At 67.3% G+C, this 16,856-nt stretch carries 20 protein-coding genes and 1 tRNA gene; 8 read left to right on the forward strand and 13 right to left on the reverse strand.

The features are described from left to right. Positions 1 to 65: 65 nt before the first annotated feature. Complete coding sequence (locus tag QM841_RS00700) at positions 66 to 1,412, forward strand: lysine N(6)-hydroxylase/L-ornithine N(5)-oxygenase family protein (RefSeq protein WP_283330562.1); 1,347 nt, start codon at positions 66 to 68, stop codon at positions 1,410 to 1,412. After that, complete coding sequence (locus QM841_RS00705; protein WP_005244517.1) at positions 1,409 to 1,660, forward strand: MbtH family protein; 252 nt, start codon at positions 1,409 to 1,411, stop codon at positions 1,658 to 1,660. The genes QM841_RS00700 and QM841_RS00705 overlap by 4 nt, the downstream gene beginning before the upstream one ends. Before the next feature lie 106 nt (positions 1,661 to 1,766). On the opposite strand, the gene QM841_RS00710 is transcribed toward QM841_RS00705, so the two are convergent. Beyond that, entirely contained in the window at positions 1,767 to 3,206 is a 1,440-nt protein-coding gene (locus QM841_RS00710) for a threonine/serine exporter family protein (protein ID WP_280778839.1), read from the reverse strand. 1 nt (position 3,207) lies between these two features. Then, positions 3,208 to 3,585, reverse strand: coding sequence for a nuclear transport factor 2 family protein (locus QM841_RS00715; RefSeq protein WP_009477786.1), 378 nt, complete (start codon positions 3,583 to 3,585; stop codon positions 3,208 to 3,210). Between the two features lie 72 nt (positions 3,586 to 3,657). Between QM841_RS00715 and QM841_RS00720 the strand changes: the two genes are divergently transcribed. Continuing rightward, positions 3,658 to 3,732, forward strand: a tRNA-Thr gene (locus QM841_RS00720). Positions 3,733 to 3,843: 111 nt separating this feature from the next. Here QM841_RS00720 and QM841_RS00725 read toward each other — a convergent pair. The 4 genes from QM841_RS00725 to QM841_RS00740 form a co-directional block, all read right to left on the reverse strand. Next, positions 3,844 to 5,256: a lipase family protein gene (locus tag QM841_RS00725; RefSeq protein WP_283330563.1), complete on the reverse strand. Its 1,413-nt coding sequence runs from the start codon at positions 5,254 to 5,256 to the stop codon at positions 3,844 to 3,846. A gap of 100 nt (positions 5,257 to 5,356) precedes the next feature. Next, the gene (locus tag QM841_RS00730; RefSeq protein ID WP_283330564.1) at positions 5,357 to 5,992 is read right to left on the reverse strand and encodes a TetR/AcrR family transcriptional regulator; all 636 of its coding nucleotides are present in this window, start codon (positions 5,990 to 5,992) and stop codon (positions 5,357 to 5,359) included. Positions 5,993 to 6,034: 42 nt separating this feature from the next. After that, the gene (locus QM841_RS00735; protein ID WP_280778836.1) at positions 6,035 to 7,927 is read right to left on the reverse strand and encodes a glycoside hydrolase family 15 protein; all 1,893 of its coding nucleotides are present in this window, start codon (positions 7,925 to 7,927) and stop codon (positions 6,035 to 6,037) included. Positions 7,928 to 8,019: 92 nt separating this feature from the next. After that, positions 8,020 to 8,907 carry a sigma-70 family RNA polymerase sigma factor gene (locus QM841_RS00740; protein WP_283330565.1) on the reverse strand — a complete coding sequence of 296 codons (888 nt, stop codon included), beginning with the start codon at positions 8,905 to 8,907 and terminating at the stop codon, positions 8,020 to 8,022. A 105-nt stretch (positions 8,908 to 9,012) separates the two neighbouring features. Between QM841_RS00740 and QM841_RS00745 the strand changes: the two genes are divergently transcribed. Further along, positions 9,013 to 9,777, forward strand: coding sequence for an SDR family oxidoreductase (locus tag QM841_RS00745; protein WP_283330566.1), 765 nt, complete (start codon positions 9,013 to 9,015; stop codon positions 9,775 to 9,777). On the opposite strand, the gene QM841_RS00750 is transcribed toward QM841_RS00745, so the two are convergent. Genes QM841_RS00750 through QM841_RS00760 form a run of 3 tightly spaced genes read right to left on the reverse strand, consistent with a single transcriptional unit; the run spans position 9,762 to position 11,070 of the window. Then, positions 9,762 to 10,676: a SigB/SigF/SigG family RNA polymerase sigma factor gene (locus QM841_RS00750; RefSeq protein WP_283330567.1), complete on the reverse strand. Its 915-nt coding sequence runs from the start codon at positions 10,674 to 10,676 to the stop codon at positions 9,762 to 9,764. The genes QM841_RS00745 and QM841_RS00750 overlap by 16 nt on opposite strands. A 43-nt stretch (positions 10,677 to 10,719) precedes the next feature. After that, complete coding sequence (locus QM841_RS00755) at positions 10,720 to 10,866, reverse strand: hypothetical protein (RefSeq protein ID WP_283330568.1); 147 nt, start codon at positions 10,864 to 10,866, stop codon at positions 10,720 to 10,722. A 60-nt stretch (positions 10,867 to 10,926) separates the two neighbouring features. Continuing rightward, positions 10,927 to 11,070 carry a hypothetical protein gene (locus tag QM841_RS00760; protein ID WP_280778831.1) on the reverse strand — a complete coding sequence of 48 codons (144 nt, stop codon included), beginning with the start codon at positions 11,068 to 11,070 and terminating at the stop codon, positions 10,927 to 10,929. Between the two features lie 285 nt (positions 11,071 to 11,355). On the opposite strand from QM841_RS00760, the gene QM841_RS00765 reads away from it, so the two are divergent. Further along, entirely contained in the window at positions 11,356 to 11,709 is a 354-nt protein-coding gene (locus QM841_RS00765) for a MerR family transcriptional regulator (RefSeq protein WP_016883982.1), read from the forward strand. A 15-nt stretch (positions 11,710 to 11,724) separates the two neighbouring features. On the opposite strand, the gene QM841_RS00770 is transcribed toward QM841_RS00765, so the two are convergent. Continuing rightward, positions 11,725 to 12,108, reverse strand: coding sequence for a hypothetical protein (locus tag QM841_RS00770; protein WP_283330569.1), 384 nt, complete (start codon positions 12,106 to 12,108; stop codon positions 11,725 to 11,727). Between the two features lie 240 nt (positions 12,109 to 12,348). Between QM841_RS00770 and QM841_RS00775 the strand changes: the two genes are divergently transcribed. The 3 genes from QM841_RS00775 to QM841_RS00785 all read left to right on the forward strand — a co-directional run bounded on the left by QM841_RS00775 (position 12,349) and on the right by QM841_RS00785 (position 14,332). After that, positions 12,349 to 12,657 carry a MerR family transcriptional regulator gene (locus tag QM841_RS00775; RefSeq protein WP_105412857.1) on the forward strand — a complete coding sequence of 103 codons (309 nt, stop codon included), beginning with the start codon at positions 12,349 to 12,351 and terminating at the stop codon, positions 12,655 to 12,657. A gap of 444 nt (positions 12,658 to 13,101) precedes the next feature. Beyond that, positions 13,102 to 13,329: a hypothetical protein gene (locus QM841_RS00780; RefSeq protein ID WP_283330570.1), complete on the forward strand. Its 228-nt coding sequence runs from the start codon at positions 13,102 to 13,104 to the stop codon at positions 13,327 to 13,329. Positions 13,330 to 13,375: 46 nt separating this feature from the next. Further along, on the forward strand, positions 13,376 to 14,332 hold the full coding sequence (locus QM841_RS00785) for a ferritin-like domain-containing protein (RefSeq protein WP_283330571.1): 957 nt from the start codon (positions 13,376 to 13,378) through the stop codon (positions 14,330 to 14,332). Between the two features lie 60 nt (positions 14,333 to 14,392). Here the strand turns inward: QM841_RS00785 and QM841_RS00790 are convergent, their stop codons facing one another. Genes QM841_RS00790 through QM841_RS00800 form a run of 3 tightly spaced genes read right to left on the reverse strand, consistent with a single transcriptional unit; the run spans position 14,393 to position 16,839 of the window. Continuing rightward, the gene (locus QM841_RS00790; RefSeq protein WP_283330572.1) at positions 14,393 to 15,556 is read right to left on the reverse strand and encodes an epoxide hydrolase family protein; all 1,164 of its coding nucleotides are present in this window, start codon (positions 15,554 to 15,556) and stop codon (positions 14,393 to 14,395) included. A 56-nt stretch (positions 15,557 to 15,612) separates the two neighbouring features. Then, positions 15,613 to 15,963 carry a hypothetical protein gene (locus QM841_RS00795; RefSeq protein WP_283330573.1) on the reverse strand — a complete coding sequence of 117 codons (351 nt, stop codon included), beginning with the start codon at positions 15,961 to 15,963 and terminating at the stop codon, positions 15,613 to 15,615. Between the two features lie 48 nt (positions 15,964 to 16,011). Further along, positions 16,012 to 16,839, reverse strand: coding sequence for an LLM class F420-dependent oxidoreductase (locus QM841_RS00800; RefSeq protein WP_283330574.1), 828 nt, complete (start codon positions 16,837 to 16,839; stop codon positions 16,012 to 16,014). Between the last annotated feature and the right edge of the window lie 17 nt (positions 16,840 to 16,856).

Genomic DNA, 16,856 nt, shown 5'->3' on the forward strand with positions numbered 1-16,856 from the left:
CTATCTTTTCGGAAGGCAGACGGCGGCTGGGTCGGGTGCGGCGCGGCGTCGAGGACGGACGAGCTATGAGTGAATCGCCGGAAACGGTCGGTACAGATCTCCCAGTGCGAGATGTCGTGGGTGTCGGATTCGGTCCCGCTAACCTCGCCCTGGCCATTGCCATCGAGGAACACAATGCGGAGTGCCCCCCGCGTGAGCGGATCAGCGCGCAGTTCTTCGAGAAGCAGGATCGATTCGGCTGGCATCCCGGGATGCTTCTCGACGGCGCGACGATGCAGATCGCGTTTCCGAAGGACCTGGTGACGTTCCGGAATCCGCGTAGCGCATTCACCTTCTTCAATTACCTCTTCGATCAGGGTCGCCTCGTCGACTTCGTCAATCACCAGACCTTCTTTCCGACTCGTCACGAGTTTCACGACTACCTGCAGTGGGCGGCACGCCGAGTGGACGCCGACGTGCGATACGGCACCGCAGTGGAGACCGTACGCGGAATCCGCGGCGACGACGGGGTGATCGACCGTTTCGAGGTCCGCACCGCCGACGGCAGCACGGTCATCGCGCGCAACGTCGTGATGGGCGCCGGTCTGCGTGAGCGAATCCCGGAGTGGGCCAACCCCTCTGCGCGGTGCTTCCACAACCACCAGTTCCTGTTCCGGCTCGGCGAGATGCCGGCCCCGGTCCACCATCGGTTCGTCGTCCTCGGGGCAGGCCAGAGCGCCGCCGAGATCGTGCAGTACCTGCACGGAAACTACCCCGAAGCCGAAGTCCACAGCGTCTTCTCGCGGTACGGGTACAGCCCGGCCGACGATAGTCCGTACGCCAACCGCATCTTCGATCCGGAGGCCGTGGACGATCTGCACGGTGCCCCGGAGGCGGAGCGTCTGCGATTGCTGGATGTCCATAGGAGTACGAACTATTCGGTGGTCGACATCGAGCTCATCAACGAGCTCTACGCGACCGAATACCAGGAACGCGTGCGTGGGCGTCGCCGCCTGTTCATGCGCCGCGCGTCGGAGATCATTGCCGTCGACGAGACTTCGGACGGAATCGAGGTGGCTGTCCGCAGCGGGGTGGACGGCCTCACCGACACCCTCGCTTGCGACGCACTGATTCTGGCCACCGGTTTCACCCCCGCACCCCTCGAGCCTCTACTCGGCGATCTCGCGCCGAAAACCCACCCGCCGCGCGAAGTGGGCCGAGATTACAGATTGGCGGTTTCACCGGACGTCGCAGCGGGAATCTATCTGCAGGGCGGCACGGAGAAAACGCACGGAATCACGTCGTCGCTCCTGTCGAATGTTGCCGTGCGGGCGGGAGAGATCGTTACATCTGTCGTAACAAGGCGTGGCCGCAACGGCACGCTTGCTAGTGTGAACGCACAGGACACGTATGCGACAAGCGAGGCGAGATGAGCACCAATCCATTCGATGACGAAGAAGGCCGCTTCTACGTGCTGGTGAACGATGAGGACCAGCACTCACTGTGGCCCACGTTCTCTGAGGTGCCGGCAGGCTGGCGCGTAGTTTTCGGCGAGGAAAGCCGGGCCGCGTGCCTCGAGTACGTGGAGAAGAACTGGACCGACATGCGGCCGAAGAGCCTGCGTGAGGCCATGGAGGCCGACGAGAAGTCGGGCGGACGGCACAGCGTCGACAAGAGCTGACCTCCCCGGCGCCGCGTTTCGGCGACGATGTGCCGGGACGACCGTCCGGTGAGACACCGGCGGTCGTACCCGGCAGACGGCCGAGAGGCCGTCACCTGAAACTGCCTCAGGCCGCCTTCTGTGTGTGTGTTTCGACCGGCTTCCGCCGCCTCGTCTTGAAGACGGGGCGGCGGATGTCGTCTGTGCGACGCAGGATGCGCGGCCTCCGCATGGTCCGGGCGATCCATTCGCCGAGCGTGACGCCCGCCGCGAGCGCGCAACCGATACCGAACGCCGCCAGCAGCGAGCTCAGTCCGATCACCACTTCGTTGTTGAGCAGGGCGTACAGACCCCGGTACAGAGACAGACCCGGCAGCAGTGGCGTGATACCCGCCACCACGACGACCAGCGGCGGCGTGAGCGCGCGGCGGGCCATCAGACCACCGGCGAACCCGACCACGGTGGCCGCGAGTGCCGAACCGATGATGGGGCCGATGCCGAACTGGTGCGCCACCATGTAGACCAGGGCGCCGGCCGCACCACCGAACCACGCGGCCGTGAGCGCGCGCTGCTCGGCGTAACAGGCCAGCGCATAGAACATCGACGCGAACGCGCCCGACATCACCAGCACGGGTAGTTGCACGAGTTCCGTGATCTCGACGTTGACGGGTGGCAGCGTCGAACCCAGCACGCCGGTCAGCCGCAACGAGATGGCCACACCGGCGATGATGCCGCCGGTCATCATGACCACTTCGAAGAATCGCGCCGCCGCCGTGATCGGTGCCCCCGTGATGGCGTCCTGCACCGAACCGACCAGCGACAGTCCGGACAACAGCACCACCACACCGGCCGAAATGATCTGCGAGGGTCTGATCTCGACACCCAGCTGATCCTGGAACGTGTAGAGCGTCGCCGCCGGGGTCGCGGCCACCAGACCACCGGCCACCTGCTGGAAGAAGAACGGCAGGCCGATGCGGTTGAGAACGCGGTTGACCCGGTAGATCACCATCGTCGTCAGGAAGGCGACCGATGCGACCAGCACCCCACCGCCCATCAACACGGAGACCGACGCGGCCATGGACGCCCAGGCGAGCGTCGCGATCCAGCGGTTGTACGGGTGCGGCGCCGTGGTGACCGCGGTCAGGGCCTCGTGCGCCTCGCTGGGGGTGACGGCCTCACGGCGGATCCGCCGCGTGAGCCGGTCGACCGCCGCGAGACGGGTGAAGTCCATCGAGCGGTAGTGCACTATCCGCATCGTGCTCGCCGGCGGGAGCGTCGGCCCGCGGTACGCGGACAGCACGATGGAGTTGTACGTGACATCCACATCGCACTGGGCGAGGCCGTACGTGGCGGCGATGAACTGCACCTGCTCGGCGGTGTCCATCGCACCGGTGCCCGACGCGAGGAGCACTTCACCGACACGCACGGCGAGGTCGAGTACTTCGGCGACCACCGCATCGTCGGTGAGGTCGATCGGCTGCAGCGGTGTGGGTGCAGCGGTGACCGCATCGACCGTTGCGCGACGGTCGCCTGTGAGACGTTGGAGGGTTTCTGTGAGCTTGGCCATACTACGTGTCGGAGACAAGGTCTTTCTCGGTCAAATCGGTAGCGGAGAGTGCAGACTCGAGTGTCTCGTGGCGGAACGTGGAGATGACCTGATCGTGGACGACACGGAATGCAGAGGCCAGGATACGCGTCTCCTCGGGGTCCGCCCACGTGGCCTGCTGTTCGACCACCAGCACCCCGTCGTAGTAATACATTCGCTGCGGAATCAGCGTGATGCCCGCGGTAGACGCCCATTCCCGCAGCGCCGCCAGGCCCTGGGTGGCGCCTTTCGGCCCACCCATCTCGATGTCGTCGCTCGACAGCGACAGCAGAGTGTCGATGTCGCCGGAGTTGAGGGCGTCGTGCCAAGCGAGGACAGTGGCGATCTCCGAGGTACTCATGGCTCCAACGCTATCCAATGTGGGCGGAAGTGGCCGACGTTCCTGCAATGGATATGATGGGCGCGCGTGTCCGCCTCCTTAGCTCAGTGGTAGAGCACTCGCCTTGTAAGCGAGCGGTCGTCAGTTCAATCCTGACAGGAGGCTCCACCGCGGAATTACCTCCGCACACAGAGGGCCACCTTCCCCCGGGAAGGTGGCCCTCGGACTTTCATGCACGTGAATTCGTGCAGGTCGGCGGCCTCTGATCGGACCGCGTCCTCACGTGCCGATCGGCTGACCGAGCAGGCTCGCGATCGTGTCGCCGACGATCGACGACCACACCGGCCACGTCGCCTCGTCGAGGGCCATCGATCCCACGTCGTGGGTGCTGCATCCGGTCTCGGCCGGGACCCCGGCGAACCGGTCCCGCAGCCACATCAGGGCGCTCGCCGCCGCGACCGGTTCGAGGGACAAGTGCTCGCTGGCGTGGTCGCGGGTGTACGTCACCCGGGCGTTCGGGTCCTGACAGTAGGTGTCCACCAGTGCGTCGACGGGCCCGACCGGCACCAGCCAGTCCGGGTTCGCCTGGTACATGAACATCGGGACGTCCGGGACCCGGTGACCCATCTTCGTCCGGTCGAGTACCGACTCGACCACCGGATCGCGGAGTGGGTCGCCGCTCGGGCTGTCGAACAGGCCCCTCAGGTTCGCGAACGGCAGCAGCGCCGACTGGTAGCTGACGCAGAGGTTGCTCTTGGCGGCAAGGAGCTGTTTGCCGAGTGGATTCAGGTGCGTGTCGAGATACTCCGCGAGTTCGGGATAGTCACGGCTCACGCCGAACACGCCGCCCAGCACGATTCCGGCGCCCAGGTTGTTGTCGGCCAGATCGACGAGGGCGCCGAGATCGGCCGGGATGCCGCCCTCGGCAGCACCGACGATGTTCAGGTCCGGTGCGTAGCTCGCATGGAGTTCGGCGGCGTGACCCGTCGCGATCGCGCCTCCGGAATAGCCCATCAACCCGACAGGGGTCTGCCTGCCTGTCAGGCCCAGGGGTTCGAAGTTCTCCGCCGCCCGGATCCCGTCCAGGGTGATGCGGCCCGCGAGGGGCCCGGCCGCATACGCGGCGTTCGGACCCTGGTGATCCGGCATCACGACGGCCCATCCCTGGGCGAGGGCGGCCTGCGCCTCGAGGAACTGCAGCGGCGCGACGACCTGACCGGTCAGCGGCGCGGGCACGGACCACTGCTGCAGTGCGTACGAGGCGGCACAGTACTTGCCGAGGGAGTCTTCCGCCGGCTGGAGCGAGAGCAGATTGCGGACGCCGTCGATCGTGCCCCGGGGCTTGACGACAGTCGCGACCGCCGGGATCGGCTCGTCCCGCGAGTTGGTGGAGCGATACGACAGCTGCCACGCGTCGACGTTCACCGGAAGCACCGACAGGTTCGCCAGGTGTACTTCGCGGGCGGCGATGATCTCGCCCGGCTCGGCCGCCGCGACCACGGAGGCCGGTGGTTCGTAGAAGCCCCGGTCGGCCTCGGGCCAGGCGGGGACGGTAGGGGCCGGCTGCACGTCGACCGGCGTTCCGTCGTCGGCGGGAGCCCCGATGGACGGCGCGGCGACGGCGAGCTGTGCGCCCACCACCATCGCTCCCACCAGCAGCATTCGGCGTCGTCGTGCTCTCGGTCCGATCATGTGGTCCTCCCCGGCCGAAGTGAGACGTCTATGTCTCACTTTGTGAGCAGACCTTAGAACAGGTGTGACGGGTATCGCAATACTCGCGAGTAAGTTCGGTTCAGGTCTGATCGGTGACCAGCGCGATGAGCATCGTGCTCAGGACGTCCACCAGCACCGACGCGGACGGCCGGGGGGAGGCGGTGCTCCAGTGGTGGGCGAGATCGTTGACCGCCCCGATGAAGGCGATCGACACCATCGCGAACCGCTCGGGCGGGTCGACGATGCCGCCGTCGATCGTGCGGGTGACGGTTTCGAAGAGTTGCGCCCACTGCGTGCGGCGCGCGAGGCGATACTGCTCGACCCGGGGGCCCGCCCCGACCACCTCCACGAAGATGATCCTGGCCCGCCGCTCGTCCGTGCCGACCGATTCGATGTACGCCGTCATGACGGTGCCGGCGACAGTCCGGGGATCCCGCGAGGGAGCCCGGTCGTTCGCGGCGAGCACCGCGTCCCGGGCCTCGTCCTGAATCGTGTCGTAGAGCGCGAGGAGGATGTCCTCGCGGCTGCCGAACTCCTCGTAGAACTGGCGACGTGACAGTCCGGCGTGGGCACAGATGTCGCTGATCGAACTGTGGGCGTACGTCTTCTCCGCGAAGACCGACAGGGCGGAGTCGAGGAACCGCGCCCGGCGGGCTACGCGACGTTCCGCAACCGGTTGGCCGCTGTACGTCCGATTCGACTCTGCTCGGGACACGATCTCAGCCTACGGTGACGGGACGTCGGGGCCCGCCTGGGCTCACATCAGTTCCCGCATCCGCTCGTGCAGGATGATGCGCCCCGCGGCCTCGATCAGTGCGAGGTGGGAGAACGCCTGCGGGAAATTGCCGAGATGACGGCCGGTGCTCGTGTCGAACTCCTCGGCGTACAACCCCAGGGGCGAGGACACGCTGAGCAACCGCTCCATCAAATCGGTTGCCTCCTGTACCTGTTCGACCACGGTCAGTGCCGACACCAGCCAGAAGGAGCAGATCAGGAAACTACCTTCCTTCCCCGACAGTCCGTCGTCGGTTTCGCCGGTGCGGTAGCGCAGGACGAATCCGTCTTCGGTGAGATCGGTTGCGATGGCGTCGACCGTGGCACGCAGGAGCTGGTCCCCGCGGGGAAGGAATCCGAAGACCGCGGCGAGCAGGGTCGACGCGTCCAGCGCCTCGGTGTCGTAGTGCTGGCGCAGCACCCCGTTCTTCACCCCGTGCTCGAGGATGTCGGCGCGGATCTCTTCGGCTGTGGCACGCCAGGTTTCCTCGGCCGAGCGATCGCCGCGGATACCCGCGATCTTCGACGCCCGGTCGAGTGCCACCCAGCACATCAGCTTCGACGACACGTAGTGCTGCGGTGCGCCGCGGGCCTCCCAGATCCCCTGATCGGGGTTGCGCCACACCGCGGACGCGCACGTCGCCTGCTGCTGCACGAGCGGCCACAGCCGGCGGGGGAGGCGCTTGCTGCGCACGGTGTGCAACAGGATCGAGTCGAGGACGGCGCCGAACACGTCGTTCTGCCGCTGGTCGAACGCTCCGTTGCCGATGCGCACCGGTCGCGCGCCCGCGTAGCCGGACAGGTCGTCGCGGGTCGACTCCGTCAGGTCGCGGGTGCCGTCGATTCCGTACATGATCTGCAGTGCGCCATCGCCGTTCGACTCGAGATCGGCGATGAACTGCATGAACTCGTCGGCCTCCCAGTCCAGGTTCAGATAGTGCAGAGCCTGCAGGGTGAACGTGGAGTCCCGCATCCAGGTGTACCGGTAGTCCCAATTACGTTCGCCGCCGGGAGTTTCCGGCAGCGATGTGGTGAGGGCCGCGACGGTGGCGCCGGTCGGCATGTACGTGAGTCCCTTGATGGTCAGGGCGGACCGCTGGATCGCCTCCCGCCACCGGTGGTCGGGAAACCGTGCGTGGCTGAACCAGCGCCGCCAGAACGTAGAGGTTGCATCGAGTTGCGCGACGGCCTCTTCCGCCGTTTCCGGTGCGGCGAGCTCCGCCGCCCAGGACAGTGCGCAGTAGAGGGTTTCACCCTTCTCCAGCACGTGGCGGGCGCGAACCCGCCCACCCTCGATGCCGAGCGCCATGTCCGTCCGCAGTCGGAGGGTCCGACCCGCGCCGCTCGCGTCGGCGGTGTGCCGATCGCCGTCCACCAGAACCCACTCCGCCGGTGTACGCCCGTAGTCGAACACGGGCTCGCACACCAACTCCACCTCCACACTGCCGTCGAGGCAGGTGACCGTGCGGACCAGCATGTGATCGGCGTCCTCGTCTGCCGGCGGCCGTGTGTGGGGCGTGACGGTGTCCTCGCCGCGGCTCGGACCCATCGTCAGCGCGCTGCGCACGGTCACCCAGCCGGTCGGCGTGTTCCACACCGCCGAGATGGTGTTGCTTCCCGGCTCGTACTGCCGGGACGCCGGAACGTTGAGCCCGAACGGGCCGATCCGGAACATCCCCGCTTCGCGGTCGAGGAGGGACCCGAACACGCTGGGTGAGTCGAACCGGGGCACGCACAGCCAGTCGACGGAACCGTCCGGCGCGATCAGCGCCCCCGTGTGGCAGTTCGAGAGGAAGGCGTAGTCGGCGATCGGCGGGAACGGGGACGGCGCGGCCGCGCTCTGGGGTGGGGCATCGTCGTCCGAGGCAGTAGTCACGTTCGCGCCCCTCTCCGGGCAGTGTCGACCACCTCCATGCTGGGGGTCGGGGCGCGCAGGGTCATCACCCTGTACGGGTGACCGGCGTCCCGTCAGTCATCGAGAACCGCGAGATCGAGTCGGCGGACCCGATCGGGTTCTGCGATGACATCGATCTCGGTGATCCTGCCGTCCGCGATCGTGAACGCCAACACCAGGTGCAGCCGACCGTGGAGAGCCATCACGAGCCCGGCTGCCCCGTTCACCAGGGCGACCTGCGTGGACCGGGCCCGTTCCGAGGAGGCGAGCGCGCCCCTGGCCACGACCCGGGCGCCCCGGATCAGGAGAGGCGCCGGGGTGGGTCCGACCGCCGGATCCGCCCGGAGCACCACGTCCGGATCGAGCAGGGCGACCAGAGCGTCGAAGTCTCCGCCGCGGGTCGCGGCCAGATAGGCGTCGACGACACGGCGCTGGCGGTCCAGATCCGCAGTGTCCGGCGCCGGGGAGGCTCCTTTCACCCGTCGGCGGGCGCGGCTGGCGAGTTGCCGCACCGCTGGGGAGGAGCGGCCCACGATGGGGGCGACGTCGTCGAAGGGCACGTCGAACATGTCGTGCAGGACGAACGCGAGCCGCTCGGCCGGGGTCAGCGTGTCGAGCACCACGAGCAGTGCCAGGCCGACCGAGTCCGCCAGCATCGCTTCGTGTTCGGGGTCTCCACCGTCCTCGTGAGCGACGACCGGGTCGTGTGCCTGGACGTCGAGAGGTTCCTCGCGCCGCTGCTCGCGTGAGCGCAGCACGTTCAGGCACACCCGCGACACCACCGTGATCAGCCACGCCTCGAGATTGTCCACGACGTCGGTGTCGGCGCGGCTCATACGCAGCCACGCCTCCTGGACGGCGTCGTCGGCCTCGCTCACCGAGCCCAGCATCCGGTACGCGACAGCCCGCAGCCGGGGCCGGTGTTCCTCGAAACGCTCCGTCAGCCGATCGCGGTCGTCCACCGTGTCACATTCCTTCCTCGCCGCGTGTCTTAGCAGTAGATCCACCGAAAACCAGCTGTCGAGACCGGGAAACCGAGTCCCGCACCCAACGAATCTGGAGAGATCATGACATCACCCATTCTGATCACCGGCGGCACGGGCACGCTCGGACGTCAGGTCGTCCCACTGCTGCGGGCGGCGGGACGGGACGTGCGCGTTCTCAGCCGGCACGGCCGCGAGCCGGGCGACGGCGTCCAGTATGTGGCCGGTGACCTGTTCGAGGGCAAGGGAATAGAGCCCGCGCTGGAGGGGGTCGAGACCGTTCTGCACCTGGCGGGCGGACCCAAGGGTGACGAGGTCGCGACGCGGAACCTGGTGGAGGCCGCCTCGCGCGCCGGGGTGCAGCACCTGGTGTACATCTCGGTGATCGGCGCCGACGGAGTTCCGCTCGGCTGGTTCGGATCCAAGCTGGCCGCGGAACGAGCGGTGGCCGACTCGGGTGTGCCGTGGACGACGCTGCGCGCGGCCCAGTTCCACGACCTGGTGCTGACCATGCTGCAGAAGATGGTGAAACTGCCGGTGATTCCGGTTCCGGGCGGACTGCGGTTCCAGCCGGTCGACTCGGCGGAGGTCGCGGCGCGTCTGGTGGAACTGACCCTCGGGGCGCCGGCCGGCCTGGTGCCCGACCTGCCCGGACCGACCGTGTACGGGATGGCCGAGCTGATGCGCGGATACCTGAAGGCGACCGGACGGCATCGGCTGATGATGCCGGTGCGGATGCCGGGAAAGGCCGGCCGCGCGTACCGGGAGGGCGCGAACCTGTCACTCGACGTCGCAGCGACGGGTAAGCGGACGTGGGAGGACTTCCTCGCCGCCTACGAGAGCAACTGACCGCCCACGTCGGCGAGTTTCCCGCGCAGGTCCGCCAGCGTCTTGGTCAGGAGCCGGGACACCTGCATCTGCGAGACACCCACCCGCGCGGCGATCTGCGACTGGGTCATGTTGCCGAAGAAGCGCAGGACCAGCACGGTGCGTTCGAGGTCGGGAAGTGATTCCAGCAGTGGTGCGAGGACCACGTGGTCCTCGACGTGGGCGAGCGCCGGGTCGACGTCGCCGATCGTCTCCGACAGCGGGCGTTCGTTCTCGCCGAGCGGGAAATCGGTGGAGAGGGTGCTGTACGCGTCGGCGACCCGGAGGCCCTGCACTACTTCGTCCTTGTCGATCCCGACGGCCTCGGCCAGTTCGCTCGCCGTCGGGGCGCGTCCGAGTGTGGTGGTCAGTTCGGTCGTCGCGTTGGTGAGGGAGAGGTGCAGTTCCTGCATGCTGCGCGGGACGCGCATGGCCCACCCCGTGTCACGGAAGTGCCTGCGGACTTCGCCGGTGATGGTCGGGACGGCGTAGGACACGAAGTTCGCTCCGCAGCGGGCGTCGAAGCGGTCGACGGCCTTGACCAGTCCGAGGCGGGCGACCTGGATCAGGTCGTCGAGTGGTTCTCCGCGACCGTGGAAACGCCGGGCGATGTGTTCGGCGAGCGGCAGGCAACGTTCGATCAGCCGCTGGCGCAACACTTCGCGGCGGGGGTCGGAGGCGGCGAGCCGGCCGATGGCCTCGCACTGCGCGGGCACGTCGCGGTACTGGTCGCGCTCGCGTCGCGCGGGCTCCGGGCGTTCCCGCCGTCGGTCGTCTGTTGCGACCTCTGCCGCAGGCTTCGTGCGATGCGTCGGCGTCGTCCTGGAGGGGATGCGACGGATTTCGCAGGATGGTGCGACGAGCTGGGTGGACACGTTCATGGCTCTGCCCTTCTCTGACCTGCCGGCATCGGCGATGGCGTCACTATTCGACGAGTGCGGGGGAGGTGTCGGTGGCCTCGTCGGCGAACATCGCCTCGATCCGGGCCTTGATTTCCTCGGTGCTCATCGCTGCTCCGCCTCGCGAGGCAGTAGTGGTGGCGGAAGCGTGGGATGTGGAGCTGGCGGGCATGAGCGCTGTGTCCTGTCGGGTGTGAAGGGTCGGTGTGGAAAGGGTGGGGCGGGCAGGCCGTCAGGTCGGCAGGGAGGAGAGGAGAGTGAGCGCGCTGAGGGCCAGCGTGGCGATCAGGCCGCCGGCGATCGCTCCGCCGCTGCCTGCGCCGAGAACGAGGACATCTCCGTCGTGGGGAGCGTTCTGCGGGTTGTGTGTGGTCATCGGTTCTCCTTGGTGCCCACCTCGTGGTGAGAACTTATCTGCGTTCAAGAATATAGATTTGTTCTACAGTCATGGGGCAGGAAGTTCAAGCGGAATGAGCAAGATTGCTGCTCGAGAGGGCGAGCGCGGACGGAGAACCGAACCGGGAAGGAATCAGATGAGGCAGGGTGGACCGCGGGGCTACCGGGAACTGCGATGCAGGAGCGCGGAAGCGCGGTCCGCGAAGGCCAGAGCGAACCTGCACCCCCTGCGGCACATTGTGTCTTCCGGACCTTGATAGGATTGATGCGCCCTGAGAAGAAGGGAGATCCGGTGACGTCCTCTCATGTGCCGCTTCGATCGCAGCGGGGTGTGTACGGGATCTCGGTAACGTCGGAGCTGACGGGTATCGGCCCGCAGACGCTGCGCTTGTACGAGCGGCGAGGGTTGATCACACCGACTCGCACGGGCGGTGGAACACGCCGGTACAGCGAGGACGATGTCGCGCGCCTCCAGAAGATCACCGAACTCGTCGCGGCCGGTGTCAATCTGATCGGAATCGGTCAGATTCTTCAGCTCGAAGCCGAGAACGCGATCCTGGCGGCCCGCAACGCCGAGCTGGAGCAGCTCGTGAAGTCCGAGGTCCCGGGTCGGGCCTGAGTCGCGCCTACCGGCTCAGCTGGTGGACTGGTCGTTAGTGGAGTTGAACGCGTCGAACGAGGCGTCGGCCGACTGCCATTTGCCCTCGGCCCGGATATCGGCGAACGCGAGGTCGAACGCGTCGACGAGCCATGCGTGCTCGGCGGCGGCCAGCAGTTCGTCCGGAGTTCCGTCGGTGACTCCCTGATAGAGGCTCACCCGCCATTCGGACGTGTCCTCGGCGGCGTCGGTCAGTCCGTCGGCAGCGTTGGACGCGAGAAGGTAGCGGTTGTACTCGAAATCGACCCGGATCGCATAGCCCGCCCCGGTGTTGACCACATTTGCCGGTCGCTGGGTAGCCGCCGCGAGCGCAGTGAGGGCGTCGCGGTAACGATCTGCGTGTTCCTGAGTGCGGGGCACCGTCTTCTCGTCTCTGGCGCAGCGGCCGTGGCACTCGCGGCCACGACACCTCCGCGATCCCTGCCCGGGCGGCCTCGGTTCGCGTTCGGTTCGGCTCCGAGATTACGTCACCCTGCCCTGGCTCTCGCCGCAGCCGAGGGTGCATGCTGAGTGGAATATGCAAAATCTATATCTGGTGTTGCAGATTGATTTCATTGGTTTGTTAACATCGGGTGTTCCTTAAGCAGAAGGGAGCCTGTTGTGACCATCGACGCCTTACCCCGCTCGTGTCGCGGGGTCTACGGAATTGCGGTGACGTCGGAGTTGACGGGCATCGGCCCGCAGACCCTGCGGTTGTACGAGCGTCGCGGATTGCTGACCCCTGCACGGACCAGCGGCGGCACCCGTAGATACAGCGACGACGATCTGGTCAGGTTGGCGCGCATAGCGCAGCTCATGGACGACGGAGTGAACGTCCCGGGCATTCAGAGGATCCTCGCGCTCGAATCCGAGAACGCGGATCTGGCGTCACGGTTGGAAGGGTCGGAAAGTGGCGCAGCCGGAGGGTGATCGGGTTGCCAGGATTCGACCGATCGTCGGGTTGAGGGCGGTGTCCGCCCCCGGTCTTCTCGCGCACTGAAGATTCTGTGTGTGTGTCATCTGTGCTGGTCCCGGCGGTTTTTGGTGCCGCCATCCCGGGTTCGGCCGATTCTCTTGCTCGGATGGGTTGAACTTTACTGCCAAGTAGATAAGATGAAATCTGTATCAGCCAGAGCAGATAAGTTGACGATCCGAACGAGCCGCACGCATTCGAGCATGTGACGTTGCGGTAGGGAGAGAACACGCAATGGCCGAACCCGACACTGCCCGTGCAGTCGATGTCGTCAGCGAACTGACGCTGTAAATCGCGAAACCCGGGATCTGCACGAAGGCGCCGACAGCGTCGTCCGGCGATCGCCCTCTCGTGTGGTCCCGACTCTGGTCCGCATTCGACTCCAGACGGGAAATCGAACCATGACCCTTGCCCACAATGCACTCCGCGCAAGCACACCCCGGCACGCGAAGAACCAGCAGGACGAGCCCGACCGTCGTTTCTCGCTCGGGACCGCTCTCGTCGCTGCTCTCGTCGCCGCCGTGCCCGCGATGTCCGTGACCGGATCGGCGGTCCTCGCGGCCGTCACCGCCGCGGCCGTTCTCGCCGGCGTCCTACTCGCGGCGTATCTCATCTCCAGCCTGATCTGACCGCACGCCTGATCTGACCGCACCCAAGAACGGGAAAGGACACAACATGACCGTCCCCACACTGATCACCCAGCTGCACGCCGTACTCGATCTGACCAACACCGAGATCCAGGTCGCCGAAACCCGCGTCGCGCAAGCGCGCACCGAGGCCGTGCGCCGAGAGCTCACTGAGAACGCCGAGAACGGACGCCTCCGCGCAGAGGCGGTCGAACGCGCCATCCGCGATCTCGGGGGAGTGCCCGAGATCGTCGGCCCGCTGTTCGGCAGGCTGGCAGCGGCGCTGAAGGCGATGGCGGAGCAGGCGCAGCCGTTCGACGAGGCCCTGCTCGGCGACCTCGCCCTCGAACACCAGTTGCTCGACCGGGCGCGGTACGTGAAGGCCCTCGCGACCGCGGCCGGGAAGCAGGACGTCGTCCGGTTGGCCGATCGACTGGTCACCGCGCACGCCGCGACCGTCGACTGGTTGACCACGGTGCTCGCGGAGGAGGCGCTCGGTGGGCCGGCGGCCCTGCGACGCACCCCGTTCCAGGCGGCGACCGGTGCCACGATCCGGCTGATCAACGTCCCGGTCTCGTGGTCCGCGCGTGGCATCGACCGTGCTCTCGACACGGCCCGCACCACCCCGCCGATGCTGAGCGCGTTGCTCGGTCGAGGCGCCCACGCGGGCGATGTCGCCGTGAAGACGCTTGCCGCCTCGCGTGATGCCGCCCTCGAAACGGCGGAGCAGGTCACTCGCAACGAAGGCGCCGACGGAATCGCCGACGCGATCCATTCCGCACGCGCCGCTGGTGGCGTCCTGGAGGCGGGCGAACTCCCGATCGCCGACTACGACGACCTCAACGTGTCCCAGGCGGTCGCCGCGGTCAAGGAACTGACCGATCCCTCCGACGTGCGCACCGTCGTCGCCTACGAGGAAGCCCACAAGGATCGCCAGGGCGTGGTCTCCGCGGCCCAGACGCGACTGGCCGGTATCGCCCAGGAGGTTGCCGGTATCGGCAACTGACGCAACACCGTCGACGAACCGCCGGACCCCCGCCCGGGCCGGTGGTTCGTCGTATCGCGCTCAGCGGAGTCCGGCGAAGAACTCCCGGATGTCCGCGGTCAGGGTCTCGGGCTCTTCGAGTGCGGCGAAGTGACCGCCACTGTCCTCGACGTCGGTCCACCGCGTGATCGCGTGTTCCTGTTCGGCGTAGCGGCGGATACCGACGTCGTGGGCGAACACGATGACCGCGGTCGGAACTCCGGACGCGGATTTGTCGGCGCCCCAGGATGATTCCTGCATGTAGCCGACATACGCGGACGAAGACGCGGTCCCGGTGAGCCAGTACAGCATGACGTTGGTGAGAAGTCGGTCGATGCCGACGACGTCGTGGGGGAGCGTCTCGCGGGGATGTGTCCACTCGCGAAACTTGTCGACGATCCACGCGAGCTGACCCACCGGCGAATCGGCAAGGGCGGCACCGAGGGTCGCGGGCCTGGTGGACTGGATGGCGATGTAGCCGAACTCCTCGGACATGAACCGTGACACCCGGTCGCGTCGGTCCTGTTCCAGCGGTGACAGGCTCGCCTGCTCCGCCTCGTCCAGCTCGTGGAACGGAACCCCGACGTTGCCGTTGAGATGCACCCCGACCACCGCGGCCGGGGCGATGCGGGCGACCTCGGGTGAGACGTCCGCACCGATGTCCCCGCCCTGGACCCCGTAGCGGTGGTAGCCGAGCCGGGTCATCAGCTCTGCCCACGCCGCGGCGATACGGGTAGTGTCCCAGCCCGATTCGCGGACCGGTCCGGAGAATCCGAATCCGGGCAGCGACGGCACGACCACATCGAACGCGTCGGCGGGGTCGCCCCCGTGCGCTGCGGGGTCGGTGAGCGGGCCGATCACGTCGAGGAACTCGACGAACGAACCCGGCCAGCCATGGGTGAGGACGAGGGGCAGTGCGTTCGGTTCGGGGGAGCGCACGTGGAGGAAGTGGATGTTCTGCCCGTCGATCTCGGTGACGAACTGCGGGATGGTGTTGAGCGATTTCTCCTGCGCCCGCCAGTCGAACTCGTCGCGCCAGTACGTGACGAGTTCGACCAGGTAGGACGTGGGCACACCGCTCGCCCAGTCGTCACCCGGAAGGGGTGTGCCGAACCGGGTGCGCGCGAGACGATCGGCAAGATCGTCGAGTTGCTCCTGCGCGATGTCGATGCGAAACGGATGGATGGACTTCGTCGTGTCGGTCATACCGGGCACGCTACGAAGAATTGAGGACAGTTTCGGTCCTCGATTGCGAATCCGGGTCAGCAGGCCCCGGTCTTGGCGGCGTCGTAGGCCTGGATCATCTGATCCTTGCGCTCCTGCGGAGCATCCTTCCACTCCGGCGTCTCGGCCGACTGGGTGAACAGGTCGTCGAGGGCCTTCGTGCGGTCGAACGTCTCGCCGCTCTGCTGCGCGCGAGCCTCCGCTCCGTTCGTGTACTGGAGCAGCCCCTTGCACAGGTCCGCGACAGCGGGCAGGTCTGCGGAGGATGCCTCGGTGGCCTCGGTCGTTGCGCTCGCCGGGGACTCGGCCTCGGTGGTGGTCGATTCGGAACTGCACGCCCCGAGCAGCAGGGCGGCAGGGATCAACAGCGCAACGATGGTTCGTGTCATGCGAAATACATACCAGAGGCACGGGTCGGGGGCTGTCGGCCGGTCGTCCTATGCGCGAAGTGGCAACCGTGTCGCGAGCTGCCGGGCCACCTCGCCCGGCCGCTCACCCAGTTCGCTCACGACGACATGATCGGCGCCGGCCGCGAGGTGGCTGTGTACCCGCGCGACGATCGCGTCCGCATCACCCCAGGCGACCAGGTCGTCGACGAGCCGGTCGCTCAGCCCCGAGATGTCGTCGGCGCCGAAACCCATCCGCTCGAAATTCGTGGCATAGCCGCCCACCCCGGACAGGAATCGGAGCGGAACGCGGGCGGTGTCGCGGGCCCGCGCGGCGTCGGTGCCGAGCACCGTCATCAGCGAGACGACCAGCGTGGCGTCCGGGCCGAGGATGCGCCGCGCCTCGGCGGTGTAGTCGGGGGTGACGAGGAGCACGACGGCCCCCGCGGTCCTGTCCCGCGCGAGTTCCAGCTTGCGTGGGCCCAGTGCGGCCAGAATCCGTCGCTCCGCAGGCACCGGCGGATCGGACCGGTCGAGCCTGTCGAGATACTCGTTCAACGCCCGGAGCGGCCGGGGGACCTGCGGGCCGCCCAGCCCGACGACGAACCGGTCCGGCGCCGTGGTCTGCAGATCCGCAAAGAGCTGAGCGACGGCGTCCGAGTCGTACACGCCGACCGGGATGATGCCGGTCGCGACGGGGATCGAGTCGGTCGCCCGGACGACGGCCGAGATCCGGTCCAGGCTGTCGATCTGACCGCCCCGCAGCCAGATCGCCGAATAGCCGAGGGATTCCAGCCGGGCCGCGTCGTCGAGGTACGTCTCGCCCGGTGAGATGTTCAGGGTGATGCCGACAGGTCCGAGGCCTTCGATGCGAGTCATGACCCGACCGTAAAACC

Source organism: Rhodococcus sp. IEGM 1307, from assembly GCF_030056915.1.
GTDB lineage: Bacteria > Actinomycetota > Actinomycetes > Mycobacteriales > Mycobacteriaceae > Rhodococcus_F > Rhodococcus_F opacus_D.

What these genes read in the sequence shown, in the direction of transcription:
- QM841_RS00700 (WP_283330562.1), top strand. Translation starts at nt 66, where the DNA reads ATGAGTGAATCGCCGGAAACGGTCGGTACAGATCTCCCAGTGCGAGAT.
- QM841_RS00705 (WP_005244517.1), top strand. Translation starts at nt 1,409, where the DNA reads ATGAGCACCAATCCATTCGATGACGAAGAAGGCCGCTTCTACGTGCTG.
- QM841_RS00710 (WP_280778839.1), bottom strand. Translation starts at nt 3,206, where the DNA reads ATGGCCAAGCTCACAGAAACCCTCCAACGTCTCACAGGCGACCGTCGC.
- QM841_RS00715 (WP_009477786.1), bottom strand. Translation starts at nt 3,585, where the DNA reads ATGAGTACCTCGGAGATCGCCACTGTCCTCGCTTGGCACGACGCCCTC.
- QM841_RS00725 (WP_283330563.1), bottom strand. Translation starts at nt 5,256, where the DNA reads ATGATCGGACCGAGAGCACGACGACGCCGAATGCTGCTGGTGGGAGCG.
- QM841_RS00745 (WP_283330566.1), top strand. Translation starts at nt 9,013, where the DNA reads ATGACATCACCCATTCTGATCACCGGCGGCACGGGCACGCTCGGACGT.
- QM841_RS00750 (WP_283330567.1), bottom strand. Translation starts at nt 10,676, where the DNA reads ATGAACGTGTCCACCCAGCTCGTCGCACCATCCTGCGAAATCCGTCGC.
- QM841_RS00755 (WP_283330568.1), bottom strand. Translation starts at nt 10,866, where the DNA reads ATGCCCGCCAGCTCCACATCCCACGCTTCCGCCACCACTACTGCCTCG.
- QM841_RS00760 (WP_280778831.1), bottom strand. Translation starts at nt 11,070, where the DNA reads ATGACCACACACAACCCGCAGAACGCTCCCCACGACGGAGATGTCCTC.
- QM841_RS00765 (WP_016883982.1), top strand. Translation starts at nt 11,356, where the DNA reads ATGCGCCCTGAGAAGAAGGGAGATCCGGTGACGTCCTCTCATGTGCCG.
- QM841_RS00780 (WP_283330570.1), top strand. Translation starts at nt 13,102, where the DNA reads ATGACCCTTGCCCACAATGCACTCCGCGCAAGCACACCCCGGCACGCG.
- QM841_RS00785 (WP_283330571.1), top strand. Translation starts at nt 13,376, where the DNA reads ATGACCGTCCCCACACTGATCACCCAGCTGCACGCCGTACTCGATCTG.
- QM841_RS00790 (WP_283330572.1), bottom strand. Translation starts at nt 15,556, where the DNA reads ATGACCGACACGACGAAGTCCATCCATCCGTTTCGCATCGACATCGCG.
- QM841_RS00795 (WP_283330573.1), bottom strand. Translation starts at nt 15,963, where the DNA reads ATGACACGAACCATCGTTGCGCTGTTGATCCCTGCCGCCCTGCTGCTC.
- QM841_RS00800 (WP_283330574.1), bottom strand. Translation starts at nt 16,839, where the DNA reads ATGACTCGCATCGAAGGCCTCGGACCTGTCGGCATCACCCTGAACATC.